Raw genomic sequence first — 15,497 nt, 5'->3', positions numbered from 1 at the left:
CGCGGCCGCGGAGGGCTACGGGATACGGATACTGCTGCGGCCGCGGGACAGCCCGCGCAGCCACACCTCGGCGGCGATCGTCGAGTAGAGGATGGCGTCGGACAGCCCGGGGGAGGCCGGCCGCCGGGCGAGGCGGCGCAACTCGGCCCCGTCCACCAGGCCCAGCCGCTCCAGCCGGGAGTCCTCCCACAGGGCCAGCAGGTCGGCACGGTTCTCGCGCAGTCCGTTGGAGGCGTCCATGGAGGCCGTGGCCTTGGACGTCCTGCGCAGACAGGGTTCGGGGACCACCCCGCTCATCGCGGCGGTCAGCACCGGTTTGTACCGGAACGGCGTGACGCGCTCGGCCGGGCGCACGGCGAGGCACGCCTCGATGACCCGGTCGTCGAGGAAGGGCGAGGCCAGCGGGAGGCCGGCGCGGGCCGCCATGTGGTCCCACTGCCGGATGACCCGCGTGGTCGAGCGGATCTGCTCCAGGTCCGCGTGCATGCCCCGGTCGGGGTGCAGCGGCGTGGCCGTGGCGGCGGCGTCGAGCAGCGCCCGCCGCGCCAGCCGTTCGGCGTCCGCGGTCACCCAGTCGAACAGGCGGGGGGCCATGCCCCAGCCGAGTCCCGCGGCGACGGAGGGCGCGGCCGGCGCACGCAGCCGACCGGCGGTGTCGGCGAGCCACTTCCCGTACGGCCGCGTGTCGGCCAGAGCGCGGACCGTGCCGCCGAGCGGCCACTGCCACAGCGCCCGGAACCCGCGCAGGTGCCGCAGGGCGTGCAGCGGACGGGTGCGCAGCAGCCGGTGGTAGTACGCCTCGGAGCACCAGGCCACGTGGTCGCCGCCGATCCCGGTCAGATGCACGCGGCTGCCGCGCGCGGCGAGCTCCGGCAGGTGGTGCAGCGCGCGGGAGCGGTCCATGACGCCGATGGTGGGCTCGTCCAGGAGGTCGTCGACGCCGAGCAGATCGTCGTAGACGAGCGGCGAGGCGTCGGCGTCCCAGACGACGTGCTCGACGCCCGGGAGGTGCCGCGCCGCCTGCTCGGCCCAGTACAGGTCGGTGTCCGCCGGGTCGCGCCCCGGCCAGGTGCCGGCCACCACGCGCGCGGGGGAGCGGTCGGCGAGGAAGCAGACGGAGGTGGAGTCCAGCCCGCCGGACAGGTCGCAGCTGACCACGCCGCCCCGCCGGGTCCGCGCGTCGACGGCCTCCTGGAGCGCCGCGCGGACCGGGTCCGCCGCCACGGCCAGCGGCACGACCGGCTCCGGCGGCGTCCACCAGCGGGTGTGCCGGGCGGTGCGCCCGTCCGCGGCGACGACCACGGCGTCCTGCGGGGGTACGGCGGTCACCGCCGGCCATGGCGACGTCTCGTAGAGCGGATAGGGGGCGGGCCACAGCAGCCGGACGGCCAGCTCCCCGGGATCGGGATCGAGACCGAGGGCGTCGGCGAGCAGATCGGCCCGGGTGGCGGCCACCCGGGCGCCGGCGATCTCCGCGTGGAAGACGAGCCGGAGGCCGGAGGCGGTGCCCTGCACCCGGACCCGTCCGTCGACGACGGCGACCAGGTGGAAGCTGCCGGTGAGGGAACGGGCCAGCGCGTCGATCTCGCCGAGGTCGCGCAACCGCGCCGCCCTGCGCCGCAGTTCGTCCGCCTCGACGGGGCAGCAGCCGATGACGGCCAGGGCGGTGTCACCGGCCCGTGCCGTGACGGCCTCGTCGTCGTGCCAGTGGCCGACCAGCCAGGGCCGGCCCGACGGATGGTTCACGATCCGGCAGCCGGGCCGGACGAAGGAGCGGGCCACGGCGGCCGCGTCCGCGCGGTCGGTGAAGACCGCGAAGTGCGCGTCGCCGGGGCCCGTCCCCGCACGTGCGTGCAGTGGTGTCATGACGTCGGGTCGGTACCTTCGGTCGTCAGTTCTTGCTCAGGATCAGCCGGTCGTTGCCGGAGCGGCCCAGGAGCCCGGTCTCCTTGCGGAACGTACCGAGACGGACGAGCGTCGGAGCTTCGTATGCCTTCTTCATGACTCTCCTCGCGTGCTGGGTTCGTGCCCCCTCCCCCCGTCGGCGGCGTCGCCGTCTCCGGCGGGCCGTCGGACGTGCCCCTGGCTCATCGGGAGCCGGGGCGAGGGGCGGCGCGGCACCCAGCTAGCGGCAGAACCGTGCGGCCTGACAAGGAGATGCAAAAAAGTATGATCGTGCGTCAATAGCGGACGGCTCCGGTCGACCGTCGGCCCGGTTCCGTCCGGAGCCGCGGACCGGGTGATCGCCGGCCACCCGCGTGCATGAGTGAAGAAACGTTCTCACGTGCGCATCGGCCCGGGCGTCCTCGCCGTCGCGCCGTTCGTTCCGCGGCGGGCGGGAGGGAGCCGCCGGGGCGCATCCGTGACCCGTCGACGTGCACCATGTCCCTTCCGCTTCCTCCTGCGCAGTCGCGCGGGCCCGGTCGGCTCCACCGCGTGGCGACGACGCCGGCCCCGTCGCCGAGCTCCGACGGCGGCCGGCGCTTCCGGTGCCGGAGTGCGGTGGGGCGGACGGCCGGGGGTGGCGATCCGGCGGAGCCGCGTGCGCGGGGGCGCCCGGCCTTCGAACGCCTCGTACGGGCGCCGCGCGGGAGGACTCCCGCCGCGAGGCCTCCGGCGTCGTGGACCGCGCCGCGCACGCGGTGGCGGTGGGCCGGGAGTTCCGGCCGGCCGGGGGTCCGTGTGCTCGCCGCCGACGCCGCCGGAACGGCTGCCGCGCCGAGGTTCCCCGAGACCGGGGACCGGAGGGCCGCGGACGTTCTCAGGCGGGCTCGCGGGCCGTGAGGACGCGCGGTCCCGCCCGGGTGATCGCCACGGTGTGTTCCGCGTGGGCCGCGCGGGAGCCGTCGTCCGTGCGGAGGGTCCAGCCGTCGGGGGCGGCGTACCACGTGTCGGTGCCGCCGTCGATGAGCATGGGCTCGATGGCGAGGACCATGCCGTGCCGCAGGGGCATGCCCCGGCCCGGCCGGCCCTCGTTCGGCACGGACGGGTCCTCGTGCATGCGGCGGCCGATGCCGTGGCCCCCGAAGCCGTCCATGATGCCGTACCCCGCGGCGCGGCACACCGTGCCGATCGCATGGGCGATGTCGCCGATGCGGTTGCCGACGACGGCCGCCTCGATCCCCGCCGCGAGCGCCCGCTCGGTGGTCTCGATCAGCCGTACGTCGGCCGGGCGCGCGGTGCCCACGGTGAAGCTGATCGCCGAGTCTCCGGCCCAGCCGCCCAGTTCGGCGCCGCAGTCGACGGAGACGAGGTCCCCGTCGCGCAGCCGGTAGTCGTCCGGGATGCCGTGCACGATCGCGTCGTTCACGGAGGCGCAGATCACCGCGGGGAACGGGGTCGGAGCGAAGGAGGGACGGTAGCCCAGGAAGGGCGAGGTCGCACCCGCCGCGCGCAGCACGTCCCGCGCCACCTCGTCCAGCTCCAGCAGGGAGACGCCCACGCCGGCGGCCTTCCGCACGGCCGTCAGCGCGCTCGCGACGACCTGGCCCGCCTCGTGCATGGCGTCGATCGATGTGTCGGTCTTCAGTTCCACCATGCCAATTACTATACCGGTATTAGAATGGGTGCCATGGTGCGCACCCCCTTGACCCCCGAAGAGCGCGAACGCGGCGAGCGGCTCGGCCGGCTGCTGCGCGAGGCGCGCGGCGGCCGCAGCATGACCGAGATCGCGGCGAGCGCCGGCATCTCCGCGGAGACCCTCCGCAAGATCGAGACCGGGCGGGCCCCGACCCCGGCGTTCTTCACCGTGGCCGCGCTGGCCGACGTGCTCGGCCTGTCGATGGACGAGCTGGTGGGGCGCTGCTCGCCCGGTGCACCGGGCGAGCCGGTCGCCGCCTGAGACGGGTCGCCGGAGCGCCCCTCGCGTCCTGCCGGAAAACTCCCCGTAGCGCCGCCGTAACACGGCTGGTGTTGTCTACGGGACGAAGTGCTCCGGTTCTGGCGGGAGTTGGCTATGGCGATGGAGCGACTCCCGGACGAGATCCGGGAGTTCACGGACTACCTGCGGGGTCTGCTGGCACGCCTGGACCGGTCCGGCGGCTGGTGCGCGGTGTTCTGGCAACGGGACCCCGACGGCATGCGGGCCTGCCTCGACGGGCGTGAGCTGCCGCCCTGGGACGTGCTGGAGGCACTGCTCCAGGACCTGGCCGTCGCGCACGGTCGCCCGGCCGCCGAGGCCGAGACCCGCAGGGCCCGCGTCCTGCGGGCCGCGGCCCTCGCCGCCCACGACGCCCGTCCCGGCGCCCGGGACGCCGTCGGCGACCGGCTGGACGTCATGCTCCGGGAGCAGAAGCACGCGGCGGAACGGCGGGCGGGACTGGACCGGGCACTCGCCTCGGCCACCACCCGCGAGCAGGCCGACGCCCTGCGCGTCGACCTCGCCTGGGCCCGGGACGACCACGAACGCGCCACCGCGCGCTGCGCGGAACTCCGGGCGCGACTGGCCGGCCTGGACGGACGGGCAGGGGACACGGCCCCCGCCCGTCACCCGTCCGGCGGGCCGCGGCGGCCGCACCCGCGGGAGGACACGGCGCCGGGCGGCGCCCCCGGTGTGCCGTCGGACGGTGGTGCGGTCCCCGCCCGGGGCGGTGTCCGCGACGGTGCGGGACCGGCCGGGCCCGGCGTCGGCGGGAGCGGTGCGGTAGCGCCGGGGCGGCGCGTCGCGTCGGCGTTCCCGGACGGGGCCGCCGAGCAGCCCGTCACCGCTCGGGCTCCGCGCAAGCGCCGTCGTGGCGGCGCCCGCTTCGCCGGGACGGCCGACGAGGAGCCCCCGGCACCCCTCGTCGCCCCTCCGGCGGACGCTCTGCCCCTTCCCGTCCCCGGCCCGCGCCGCACCCCGCGCGGAGCCCGGTTCGCCGGGGCCGCCGGAGGGACGGAGCAGCGGGTGGGACCACGCCCCGAACCGCCCGTCGACGCGGCCGGCCGGCACGAGGTCGGCCGCGTCGTGGAGGCACTCGCGCGGCTGCGCGGCGAGGGGCGCGGCGGGGAGGCGCACGCCCTGCTGATCGACGCCGCGCACTGGCCCGCCGCCCGCCTTCCGCTGCTCGCGGCCGGGCTGGAGCGGGCCGGACTCGGGGCCGACTGGGCGACCCTGCTGTGGGAGGCCGCCTCGCTGCCCGCCGGCCGGCTGGTCGCCGTCGCCGACGCGCTCACCGCGGCGGGCCGCGCGGCGGACGGGGAGCGGCTCCTGCGGCAGGGCGTGGTCCGGCCGGCCGACGAGATCGGGCGGGCGGTCCTGGCGCTCGCCGCCGAGGAGCGGCACCGCGCGGTGCGCGCGCTGCTCGACGCCTGCGTCCGGGCACGCACCCCGCAGGAGGCGGCCCGCACGGCCGCCGTGGATCCGCAGCGGCTCGTCCCCCTGCTCCTCGCCGCCGCCCGGGGCGTCTCGGACGAGCGGTACCGGGACGTGCTGCACGCCCTCCGCGTCGCGGGGTTCGCCGCCTGACCGGGCCCGGCCGGGCGGCCGCGCGCCCTCCCACCTGCCCCGCGACTCACCCACCGGGGTGCGAAACGCGACCGACTCCACGGCCTCGGCGACGATGGTCTTGGCAAGCCCGTCCGAGAGGCTTACGTTCGTCCCTCTACGACCGTTTCTACGGGCGTAGAGGCGCTGACGTCGCGTCGAAGGAGCAGCTCATGCCCAACGTCGTACGTGCCGCCCTGGTCCAGGCCACCTGGACCGGCGACACCGAGTCCATGCTGGCGAAGCACGAGGAGCACGCCCGCGAGGCGGCCCGGCGGGGCGCACGGATCATCGGGTTCCAGGAAGTCTTCAACTCTCCCTACTTCTGCCAGGTCCAGGACGCCGAGCACTACCGCTGGGCCGAGCCCGTGCCCGACGGCCCGACCACCCGCCGGATGCGGGAGCTGGCCCGCGAGACCGGCATGGTGATCGTCGTGCCGGTGTTCGAGGTCGAGCAGTCGGGCTACTACTACAACACCGCCGCCGTGATCGACGCCGACGGCACCGTCCTCGGCAAGTACCGCAAGCACCACATCCCGCAGGTCAAGGGCTTCTGGGAGAAGTTCTACTTCCGGCCCGGCAACCTCGGCTGGCCGGTCTTCGACACCGCCGTCGGCAAGGTCGGCGTCTACATCTGCTACGACCGCCACTTCCCGGAAGGGTGGCGGCAACTCGGGATCAACGGAGCCCAGCTGGTGTACAACCCGTCCGCCACGCACCGCGGCCTGTCGTCCCACCTGTGGCGGCTGGAGCAGCCGGCGGCGGCCGTCGCCAACGAGTACTTCGTCGCCGCGATCAACCGCGTGGGCAGGGAGGAGTACGGGGACAACGACTTCTACGGGACCTCGTACTTCGTCGACCCGCGCGGACAGTTCGTCGGCGACGTCGCCAGCGACACCAAGGAGGAACTCGTGGTCCGCGACCTGGACTTCGACCTCATCGAGGAAGTGCGGCAGACGTGGGCCTTCTACCGCGACCGCCGCCCCGACGCCTACGAAGGGCTGGTGCAGCCGTGACCGACGACCTCCTGGGCCGCCACCGCTCCGTGCTCCCGGACTGGCTCGCCTTCTACTACGAGGAGCCCATCGAGATCACCCACGGCGAGGGCCGCCACGTCTGGGACTCACGGGGCAACCGCTACCTCGACTTCTTCGGCGGCATCCTCACCACCATGACCGCCCACGCCCTGCCCGAGGTGACCAAGGCGGTCAGCGAGCAGGCCGGGCGGATCCTGCACTCCTCCACCCTCTACCTCAACCGGCCGATGGTGGAACTCGCGGAGCGCATCGCCCAGTTGAGCGGCATCCCGGACGCCCGGGTGTTCTTCACCACCTCCGGCACCGAGGCCAACGACACCGCCCTGCTGCTCGCCACCACCTACCGGCGCAGCAACACGATCCTGGCGATGCGCAACAGCTACCACGGACGCTCCTTCAGCGCCGTCGGCATCACCGGCAACCGCGGCTGGTCCCCGACCTCCCTGTCCCCGCTGCAGACGCTGTACGTCCACGGCGGCGTCCGCACCCGCGGCCCGTACGCCGCCCTCGACGACCGCGACTTCGTCGCGGCCTGCGTCGACGACCTGAAGGACCTGCTCGGCCACACCCGCCCGCCCGCCGCGCTGATCGCCGAGCCGATCCAGGGCGTCGGCGGCTTCACCTCGCCGCCCGACGGACTGTACGCGGCCTTCCGCGAGGTGCTGCACGAGCGCGGCGTCCTGTGGATCGCCGACGAGGTGCAGACCGGCTGGGGCCGCACCGGCGAACACTTCTGGGGCTGGCAGGCGCACGGCCGCAGCGGCCCGCCCGACATCGTGACCTTCGCCAAGGGCATCGGCAACGGCATGTCCATCGGCGGCGTCGTCGCCCGTGCCGAGATCATGAACTGCCTGGACGCCAACAGCATCTCGACGTTCGGCGGCACCCAGATCACCATGGCGGCGGGCCTGGCCAACCTCACCTACCTGCTGGAGCACGACCTCCAGGGCAACGCCCGCCGGGTCGGCGGCATGCTCATCGAACGGCTGCGGGCCGTCGCCGCCCAGGTGCCGGCGGTACGGGAGGTGCGCGGGCGCGGACTGATGATCGGCGTCGAACTGACGAAGCCCGGCACCGACGAGGCCGATCCCGCGGCCGTGTCCGCCGTCCTCGAGGAGGCCCGCGCGGGCGGGCTGCTCATCGGCAAGGGCGGCGGACACGACACCAGCGCCCTGCGCATCGCCCCGCCGCTCACCCTCAACGTCGCGGAGGCCGAGGAGGGCGCCGCGATCCTCGAGCGCGCTCTGAGGAGCGTCCAGTAGCAGCACACCGACCAGAAGGACCCCGCCATGACCACCTGGGAGCCATCGGCGCCGGCGCTGTCGGTCCGGCAGGTCCTCGCGCTGGAGCGGGTGCTCGCCGGGGAGCCCGAGGTGGTGGCCGGCGCGCGCCGGCTGGACCGGCCGGTGCGCTGGGTGCACGTCGCGGAGGCGGCCGACGTCGGGGTGATGCTCAGCGGCGGCGAGATGGTGCTGACCACCGGGGTGCTGCTCGCCGGCGACGAGGACAAGCAGGCCGAGTACGTCCGCTCCCTGCACCGCGCGGAGGCCGCCGCCCTGGTCCTCGGGCTGGGCCGCGCCTTCCCGTCCCCGCCGGACGTGATGCGGCGCGTGGCCGAGCGCTGCGGACTGCCCCTGGTGGTGCTCCACCGGCCGTTCCCGTTCGCCCAGCTGACCGAGGAGGTCCAGTCCCGGCTGGTGCGGCGGAAGTTCGCCGCCGTCAGCCTCTCCGAGGCCGTGCGCGGCGAACTCACCGCACTGATCACCGCGGGCGCCCCGCTGCAGCGCCTGCTCGACGAGGTCGCCCGGCACAGCGGCTGTCCCGTCGTCGTCACCAACCTCGCCCACCGGGTCCTCGGCACGGCGGGGGAGCGGCCGGCCGTGGACGACGTGCTGCGCGACTGGGAGCGCGTCGCCCGCCAGGCCGGCGGCGGTGAGGGGGACGGCTGGATCCGCGCCGAACTGGGCGGACGCGGCGAGCGGTGGGGCCGGATCGTGCTGTGCGGCTACCGCGGCGACAGGGCCACCGGACGGCTGCTCGCCGACCGCGCCGCCGAGGCCCTCGTCCTGCACCGCATGCTCGGCGGCGCCGCCCGTTCCTGGGAGGAGCAGTCCGCGCAGAGCCTGCTGACCGACCTGGTCAGCGGGGTCGTACCGGCCCGGCAGCTGCTGCCCCGGGCCCGCGCGGCCGGGCTGCCGGTCAACCGGCGCACCTTCGTGCCCCTCGCCGTACACGGCCGGGAGGCGCACCGGCTCGACCGGGTCCTGCGCCTGCTGGGGCTCTCCGGGGTCGTCGCCGAGCTGGCCGGCGGGGTGACCACCGTGCTGCTCAGCCTCGCCCGGGACCAGGACGCCGAGGCACTCACCGCGCACTTCGCGGCCCGGCTGCGCTCCGGGCCGGGGGCGGCCCCGGTCGTGGTGGCGGCGGCCGACGAGCGCACCGCCTTCGACGACGTGCCCGCCGGACTGCGCGAGGCCCGGCACGTGGTGGACGCCGTCGCCGGCTCCGCCGCCGCGCTGGACCTGCCGGCCGTGGTCCGCCTCGGGGACGTCCACCTGCGCGGGCTGATCCGGCTGCTGCGGGACGACCCCCAGGTGCAGTCCTTCGCGGAACGGGAGCTGGACGGGCTGCTGTGCGAGCCCGACGAGGACCTGCTGTCCGTGCTGCGCACCTACCTCGCCACCGGCCGCAACAAGTCCCGCACCGCGCAGCTGCACCACGTCTCCCGGCCCGCGCTGTACCGGCGCCTGGAGGCGATACAGGCCCGCCTCGGGGTGGACCTCGACGACTTCGAGCAGGCCGCCTCGGTGCACATAGCGCTCCTCGCGCACGACGCGCAACAGCAGTGACATCCGAAGCCACGTGCGACAACGGCGGTGAAGAATGGGCGCACCGAAGGGTGACACGGTGACACGTCACGCCCCCGCAGACGTGACACGGTGCACCTCAAAGAGGGCTCGTCCGCTCCCTACGCTCTGCGCACACCGAGCGACCGGAGGTCCCGATGAGCCCAGTGATCCGTGCCGCCGTCTTCCAGACCGCCTGGACCGGCGACAAGGAGTCGATGATCCAGGTCCACGAGCAGGCCGCCCGCGACGCCGCCGCCCAGGGCGCTCACGTGCTCTGCTTCCAGGAGCTGTTCTACGGGCCGTACTTCTGCCAGGTGCAGGACCCGGCGTTCTACGCGTACGCCGAACGCGTCCCGGACGGCCCGGTCGTCAAGCGCTTCCAGGCCCTCGCCAGGGAGCTGGGCATCGTCCTGGTGCTGCCGATGTACGAGGAGGAGCAGCCCGGGGTCCTCTACAACACGGCCGCCGTGATCGACGCGGACGGCTCCTACCTCGGCAAGTACCGCAAGACGCACATCCCCCAGGTGAAGGGCTTCTGGGAGAAGTTCTACTTCCGGCCCGGCAACAGCGGCTGGCCCGTCTTCGACACCAGGGCCGGCCGGATCGGCGTCTACATCTGCTACGACCGGCACTTCCCGGAGGGCTGGCGGGCGCTCGGCCTCGCGGGCGCCGAGATCGTCTTCAACCCGTCGGCCACCTCGCGAGGACTCTCCGGCTACCTGTGGCAGCTGGAGCAGCCGGCGGCGGCCGTCGCCAACGAGTACTTCGTCGGCGCGATCAACCGGGTCGGCGTGGAGGAGTACGGCGACAACGACTTCTACGGCACGAGCTACTTCGTCGACCCGGAGGCCCGGTTCGTCGGCGAGCCGGCGAGCGACAAGGAGACCGAACTGGTCGTGCGGGACCTGGACACGGCGAAGCTGCGCGAGGTCCGCGACCGCTGGCAGTTCTACCGCGACCGCGCACCGGGCGCCTACGGGCCGCTGACCGCGCCCTGACCGCACCGAGCACGCGAGGAGAGGGAGCACCATGAGCAGCCGTACCGTCATCCGGGGTGGCCTCGTCGTCACCGCCGCCGACGAGATGCACGCCGACGTCCTGATCGAGGACGGCCGCATCGCCGCCCTCGCCGCCTCCGGCACCCCCGCCGCCGAGGCCTTCACCGCCGGGCGGACCATCGACGCCACCGGGAAGTACGTCATTCCGGGCGGGGTCGACGCCCACACCCACATGGAGCTGCCGTTCGGCGGCACCTTCGCCTCCGACACCTTCGAGACGGGCACCCGGGCCGCCGCCTGGGGCGGCACCACCACCGTCGTCGACTTCGCCGTGCAGAGCGTGGGCCGGTCGCTGCGCGCCGGCCTGGACGCCTGGCACGCCAAGGCCGAGGGCAACTGCGCGATCGACTACGGCTTCCACATGATCGTCTCCGATGTGAACGAGGAGACGCTGAAGGAGATGGACCTGCTGGTCGAGGAGGGCGTCACCTCCTTCAAGCAGTTCATGGCCTACCCGGGCGTCTTCTACTCCGACGACGGCCAGATCCTGCGCGCCATGCAGCGCTCCGCCGAGAACGGCGGGCTGATCATGATGCACGCCGAGAACGGCATCGCGATCGACGTGCTCGTGGAGCAGGCCCTCGCCCGGGGGGAGACCGACCCGCGCCATCACGGCGAGGTCCGCAAGACCCTGCTGGAGGCCGAGGCCACCCACCGCGCCATCCGGCTCGCCCAGGTCGCCGGCGCCCCGCTGTACGTCGTGCACGTCTCCGCCACGGAGGCCGTCGCCGAGCTGGCCCGGGCCCGCGACGAGGGGCTCCCGGTCTTCGGCGAGACCTGCCCGCAGTACCTGTTCCTGTCCACCGACAACCTCGCCGAGCCGGACTTCGAGGGCGCCAAGTACGTGTGCAGCACGCCGCTGAGGCCGCGCGAACACCAGGCGCACCTGTGGAAGGGCCTGCGCACCAACGACCTCCAGGTGGTCTCCACCGACCACTGCCCCTTCTGCTTCACCGGCCAGAAGGAGCTGGGCCGGGGCGACTTCTCCAAGATCCCCAACGGTCTGCCGGGCGTGGAGAACCGCATGGACCTGCTGCACCAGGCCGTGCTCGACGGGCACATCTCCCGCCGCCGCTGGATCGAGATCGCCTGCGCCACCCCGGCCCGGATGTTCGGTCTCTACCCCAAGAAGGGGACGATCGCGCCGGGTGCCGACGCCGACGTCGTGATCTACGACCCGCACGCCGAGCAGGTCATGTCCGCCGAGACCCACCACATGAACGTCGACTACTCGGCCTACGAGGGCAAGCGGGTCACCGGCCGCGTCGAGACCGTCCTCTCGCGCGGAGTCCCCGTCATCACCGAGCGGGAGTACACCGGGCGCGCCGGTCACGGCGCCTACACCCCGCGGTCCACCTGCCAGTACCTCACCTAGGAGCGCCGCCCATGGACTTCGGACTCGTCCTGCAGACCGACCCGCCGGCCTCGCGGGTCGTCAGCCTGATGAAGCGCGCCGAACGCAACGGCTTCACCCACGGCTGGACCTTCGACTCCACCGTGCTGTGGCAGGAACCCTTCGTGATCTACAGCCAGATCCTGGCCCGCACCACGAAGCTGAAGGTCGGCCCGATGGTCACCAACCCCGGCACCCGCGCCTGGGAGGTCACCGCCTCCACCTTCGCCACCCTCAACGACATGTTCGGCAACCGCACCGTCTGCGGCATCGGCCGCGGCGACTCCGCGATGCGCGTCGCCGGACGCAGACCCAACACCCTGGCCCGCCTGGGCGAGGCGATCGACGTGATCCGCGACCTCGCCGAGGGACGCGAGACCGAGGTCGGCGGGCAGCCGCTGCGGATCCCGTGGGTGCGGGACGGGAAGCTGCCCGTCTGGATGGCGGCGTACGGGCCGAAGGCGCTCGCCCTCGCCGGACGGAAGGCCGACGGCTTCATCCTCCAGCTCGCCGACCCGTACCTGACCGAGTGGATGGTCAAGGCCGTGCGCGCCGCGGCCGTGGAGGCGGGGCGCGACCCCGCCTCCGTCACCGTCTGCGTCGCCGCCCCGGCGTACGTCGGTGACGACCTGGCGCACGCCCGTGAGCAGTGCCGCTGGTTCGGCGGCATGGTCGGCAACCACGTCGCCGACCTGGTCGCCCGCTACGGCGAGCACTCGGACCTGGTCCCCGAGGCGCTGACGTCGTACATCAAGGAGCGGCACGGCTACGACTACAGCCACCACGGGCGGGCCGGCAACCCGTCCACGGACTTCGTCCCCGACGAGATCGTCGACCGGTTCTGCCTGCTCGGCCCGGCCGGGGCGCACATCGAGAAGCTGCAGGCGCTGCGCGAACTGGGTGTGGACCAGTTCGCCGTGTACGACATGCACGACGCGCAGGAGACGACGATCGACGCGTACGGCGCGGAGATCATCCCGGCACTCGACCACTGAACGGTCCCTCCGCCGAAGGGCACGCCCATGACCGCGACCGTCCCGCCGACGCCCTCCGACCGACCCGTACCCGACCCGGCGGGACGCGTCGAGCTCCCGCCGGGCGTCACCCTCACCGACGACCGCTTCGTCAACGACGACCTGCTGCCCGTGCCGCTGGCCCGCCGCCGCTGGACGACGTACAACTTCGCGGCCCTGTGGGTGGGGATGGCGCACAACATCCCCTCCTGGCTCCTCGCCTCCGGTCTCGTCGCGCTGGGCATGGACTGGAAGCAGGCCGTGTTCACCATCGCGCTCGCCAACGTCATCGTGCTCGCGCCGATGCTGCTGACCGGTCACGCCGGCCCCAAGTACGGCATTCCGTTCCCGGTGCTGGCCCGGGCCTCCTTCGGGCTGCGCGGCGCCAACCTGCCGGCGATGATCCGGGCCGGGGTGGCGTGCGCCTGGTTCGGCATCCAGACCTGGATCGGCGGTCAGGGGATCTTCGTCCTGCTCGACAAGGTGTTCGGCGGCTGGGCCGGGGCGTCGGAGGTCGGCGGCCAGCCGTGGACGCTCTGGGTGTGTTTCGTCCTGTTCTGGGCGCTGGAACTGGCCATCATCCACCGGGGGATGGAGGCACTGCGCCGGTTCGAGAACTGGGCCGCGCCGTTCGTCATCGTGGGCGCGCTGGTGCTGCTGGTCTGGATCGCGAACAAGGCCGGCGGCCTCGGGCCGCTGCTCGACCAGCCGTCGCGGCTCGGCTGGGGCGCCGACTTCTGGCCGGTGTTCTTCCCGTCCCTCATGGGCATGATCGCCTTCTGGTCGACCCTGAGCCTGAACATCCCCGACTTCACCCGCTTCGGCGCGGGACAGCGCGCCCAGGTCTGGGGGCAGACGCTCGGGCTGCCCACCACCATGACGCTGTTCGCGCTGCTGTCGGTGTTCGTCACCTCCGGCTCGCAGGCGGTCCACGGGGCCCCGATCTGGGACCCCGTGGCGCTGGCCGCCGAGACCGACAACGTCTTCGGGCTGCTCTTCGCCCTGGTGACGGTGCTCGTCGCCACCATCTCGGTGAACATCGCGGCGAACGTGGTCTCACCGGCGTACGACCTGGCGAACCTGGCGCCGCGCCTCATCAGCTTCCGCACCGGCGCGCTGATCACCGGCGTCGTCGGCGTGCTGATCATGCCGTGGAAGCTCACCGAGACACCCGAGCTGTACATCTTCACCTGGCTCGGCCTGGTCGGCGGGCTGCTGGGCACCGTCGCCGGGATCCTCATCGCCGACTACTGGCTCGTGCGCCGCACCGCCCTGGACCTGCCCGCCCTGTACACACCGGGCGGACGCTACTGGTACACGTCCGGCTGGAACCTGCGCGCCGTCGTCGCCTTCCTGGTCGGCGGGGTGCTCGCGGTGGGCGGCTCGCACTCGGCCCCGGGCAAGGGACCCTTCCCCGAGGACGGGCTGATCCCCTTCCTCGAGCCCCTCGCCGACTACGGCTGGGCGGTCGGGCTGGCGGCGTCGCTGGTCGTGTACGTCGCGCTGATGGCAGGTCGCGGGCGCGGGTGAGCGTACGGGCCTACCGGGCCGTGCCGAAGTCCTGGGTCCAGTAGGAGCCGGGCTGCGCGAGACCGACGCCGATCTCCTCGAACGCGCAGTTGAGGATGTTCTTCTTGTGGCCGGGGCTGTTCATCCAGCCCTGCATCACCTGCTCGGGGGTGGAGTAGCCGTAGGCGACGTTCTCGCCGTAGGTGCTCCAGCTGTAGCCGGCGCGGGTGATGCGGTCGGCGGGCGAGGAGCCGTCCGAGCCGGTGTGCGACATGGTGCCGCTCGCCGCCATGTCCTCGCTGTGGTCCTGCGCGGCCTCGGTCAGGGCGGTGTTCACCTTCACCGGGGAGCAACCGGCCTTGCCGCGCTCGGCGTTGACGAGTTCCAGGACCCGGGCGACGGCGCCGGATGCCTCGGCGGGACTCGGGGCGGCGGTGGTGGGCTTCGGGGCGGCGGTGGTGGGCTTCGGGGCCGCGGTTGTGGGCTTCGGGGCCGCGGTGGTGGGCTTCGGAGCCGTGGTGGCCGGCTTGGAGGCGGACGCCTCGGGGGCCGTCTTCTTCGGCTCGGACGACGGCTTGCGCGACGGCTTGTGCGACTCCTTGTGCGACGGCTCGGAGGACGGCTCGGCGCTGCCGGGCTCCGGTGCGCCGCTCTTCGAGGCGTCCGCGGTGGCGGTCGGCGTGCTCGACGGTGCCGCCGCGGGCTCACCGTGCTGCCGGCCGCTCCACCGGCTGTACCGGTCGGCGTCGCCCCACCTGTCCTCGGCCGCGGCCGGCGCGGCGGTGTCCCGGTGCTGCCGCTGTCCGTCGTCGGACCAGTCGGCACAGGCCATGGCGGCAGAGGGGATGCCTATGACCCCCAAGGCGACTGCCGTGACGACCGTCCGCCGGTACTTCTGCTGATGGCGGTGCTTTCCCATGCGTGATCTCACCCCTGCTGTCCGGAGGCTGGTCATTCTTCGGATGCTCCGGCGCCGGGCGCAAAGGGCCTTTGCACTATTGCGCTTCGTAGGTCTGCGGGGGTATTGCGGTGAACGGGAGACCGTGCTGACCTGGCCGTCGCCCGTCCTTCGGGGTGCCTGCCGATTCGTCAGAACCCTTTGCACCACCAAAGAGCCGCGACTCTCGGCTTCCCGTCGGAGTGCCGCCCGCCGCGGCCCGCCCCACGATCACGG

13 protein-coding genes are annotated in these 15,497 nt (G+C 73.5%); 9 read left to right on the top strand and 4 right to left on the bottom strand.

The window, feature by feature from the left end:
* Window positions 1-15: 15 nt before the first annotated feature.
* The 3 genes from FHS37_RS30940 to map form a co-directional block, all read right to left on the bottom strand.
* The gene (locus FHS37_RS30940) at window positions 16-1,866 is read right to left on the bottom strand and encodes a lasso peptide isopeptide bond-forming cyclase (RefSeq protein WP_184827323.1); all 1,851 of its coding nucleotides are present in this window, start codon (window positions 1,864-1,866) and stop codon (window positions 16-18) included.
* 25 nt (window positions 1,867-1,891) lie between these two features.
* Entirely contained in the window at window positions 1,892-2,002 is a 111-nt protein-coding gene (locus tag FHS37_RS30935) for a keywimysin-related RiPP (protein ID WP_107102704.1), read from the bottom strand.
* A 759-nt stretch (window positions 2,003-2,761) separates the two neighbouring features.
* Window positions 2,762-3,538, bottom strand: coding sequence for a type I methionyl aminopeptidase (gene map, locus FHS37_RS30930; protein ID WP_184827321.1), 777 nt, complete (start codon window positions 3,536-3,538; stop codon window positions 2,762-2,764).
* 33 nt (window positions 3,539-3,571) lie between these two features.
* Here map and FHS37_RS30925 point away from each other — a divergent pair, with 33 nt between their 5' ends.
* The 9 genes from FHS37_RS30925 to FHS37_RS30885 all read left to right on the top strand — a co-directional run bounded on the left by FHS37_RS30925 (window position 3,572) and on the right by FHS37_RS30885 (window position 14,344).
* On the top strand, window positions 3,572-3,841 hold the full coding sequence (locus FHS37_RS30925) for a helix-turn-helix domain-containing protein (protein WP_184827320.1): 270 nt from the start codon (window positions 3,572-3,574) through the stop codon (window positions 3,839-3,841).
* Between the two features lie 114 nt (window positions 3,842-3,955).
* On the top strand, window positions 3,956-5,446 hold the full coding sequence (locus FHS37_RS30920) for a hypothetical protein (RefSeq protein ID WP_184827318.1): 1,491 nt from the start codon (window positions 3,956-3,958) through the stop codon (window positions 5,444-5,446).
* A 191-nt stretch (window positions 5,447-5,637) separates the two neighbouring features.
* Window positions 5,638-6,480 (top strand): nitrilase-related carbon-nitrogen hydrolase, encoded by an 843-nt coding sequence (locus tag FHS37_RS30915; RefSeq protein WP_184827316.1) that lies wholly within the window; start codon window positions 5,638-5,640, stop codon window positions 6,478-6,480.
* A complete protein-coding gene (locus FHS37_RS30910; protein WP_184827314.1) occupies window positions 6,477-7,763 on the top strand; it encodes an aspartate aminotransferase family protein in 1,287 nt (428 codons plus the stop codon). Before FHS37_RS30915 ends, FHS37_RS30910 begins: the two co-directional genes overlap by 4 nt.
* A gap of 27 nt (window positions 7,764-7,790) precedes the next feature.
* On the top strand, window positions 7,791-9,350 hold the full coding sequence (locus FHS37_RS30905; RefSeq protein ID WP_184827312.1) for a PucR family transcriptional regulator: 1,560 nt from the start codon (window positions 7,791-7,793) through the stop codon (window positions 9,348-9,350).
* 155 nt (window positions 9,351-9,505) lie between these two features.
* Window positions 9,506-10,348: a nitrilase-related carbon-nitrogen hydrolase gene (locus FHS37_RS30900; RefSeq protein WP_184827310.1), complete on the top strand. Its 843-nt coding sequence runs from the start codon at window positions 9,506-9,508 to the stop codon at window positions 10,346-10,348.
* A gap of 31 nt (window positions 10,349-10,379) precedes the next feature.
* Window positions 10,380-11,783, top strand: a complete 1,404-nt coding sequence (gene hydA, locus FHS37_RS30895; protein WP_184827308.1) for a dihydropyrimidinase — start codon at window positions 10,380-10,382, stop codon at window positions 11,781-11,783.
* Window positions 11,784-11,794: 11 nt separating this feature from the next.
* Entirely contained in the window at window positions 11,795-12,796 is a 1,002-nt protein-coding gene (locus tag FHS37_RS30890) for a TIGR03842 family LLM class F420-dependent oxidoreductase (protein WP_184827306.1), read from the top strand.
* Window positions 12,797-12,823: 27 nt separating this feature from the next.
* A complete protein-coding gene (locus tag FHS37_RS30885; protein ID WP_184827304.1) occupies window positions 12,824-14,344 on the top strand; it encodes an NCS1 family nucleobase:cation symporter-1 in 1,521 nt (506 codons plus the stop codon).
* A 10-nt stretch (window positions 14,345-14,354) separates the two neighbouring features.
* On the opposite strand, the gene FHS37_RS30880 is transcribed toward FHS37_RS30885, so the two are convergent.
* Window positions 14,355-15,242: a CAP domain-containing protein gene (locus FHS37_RS30880; RefSeq protein ID WP_184827302.1), complete on the bottom strand. Its 888-nt coding sequence runs from the start codon at window positions 15,240-15,242 to the stop codon at window positions 14,355-14,357.
* Window positions 15,243-15,497 lie beyond the last annotated feature (255 nt).

This window comes from Streptomyces griseomycini, assembly GCF_014203535.1.
GTDB lineage: Bacteria > Actinomycetota > Actinomycetes > Streptomycetales > Streptomycetaceae > Streptomyces > Streptomyces griseomycini.
Note: the sequence above shows the minus strand (reverse complement) of the source record. Positions and strands in the feature narration are given on the sequence as shown.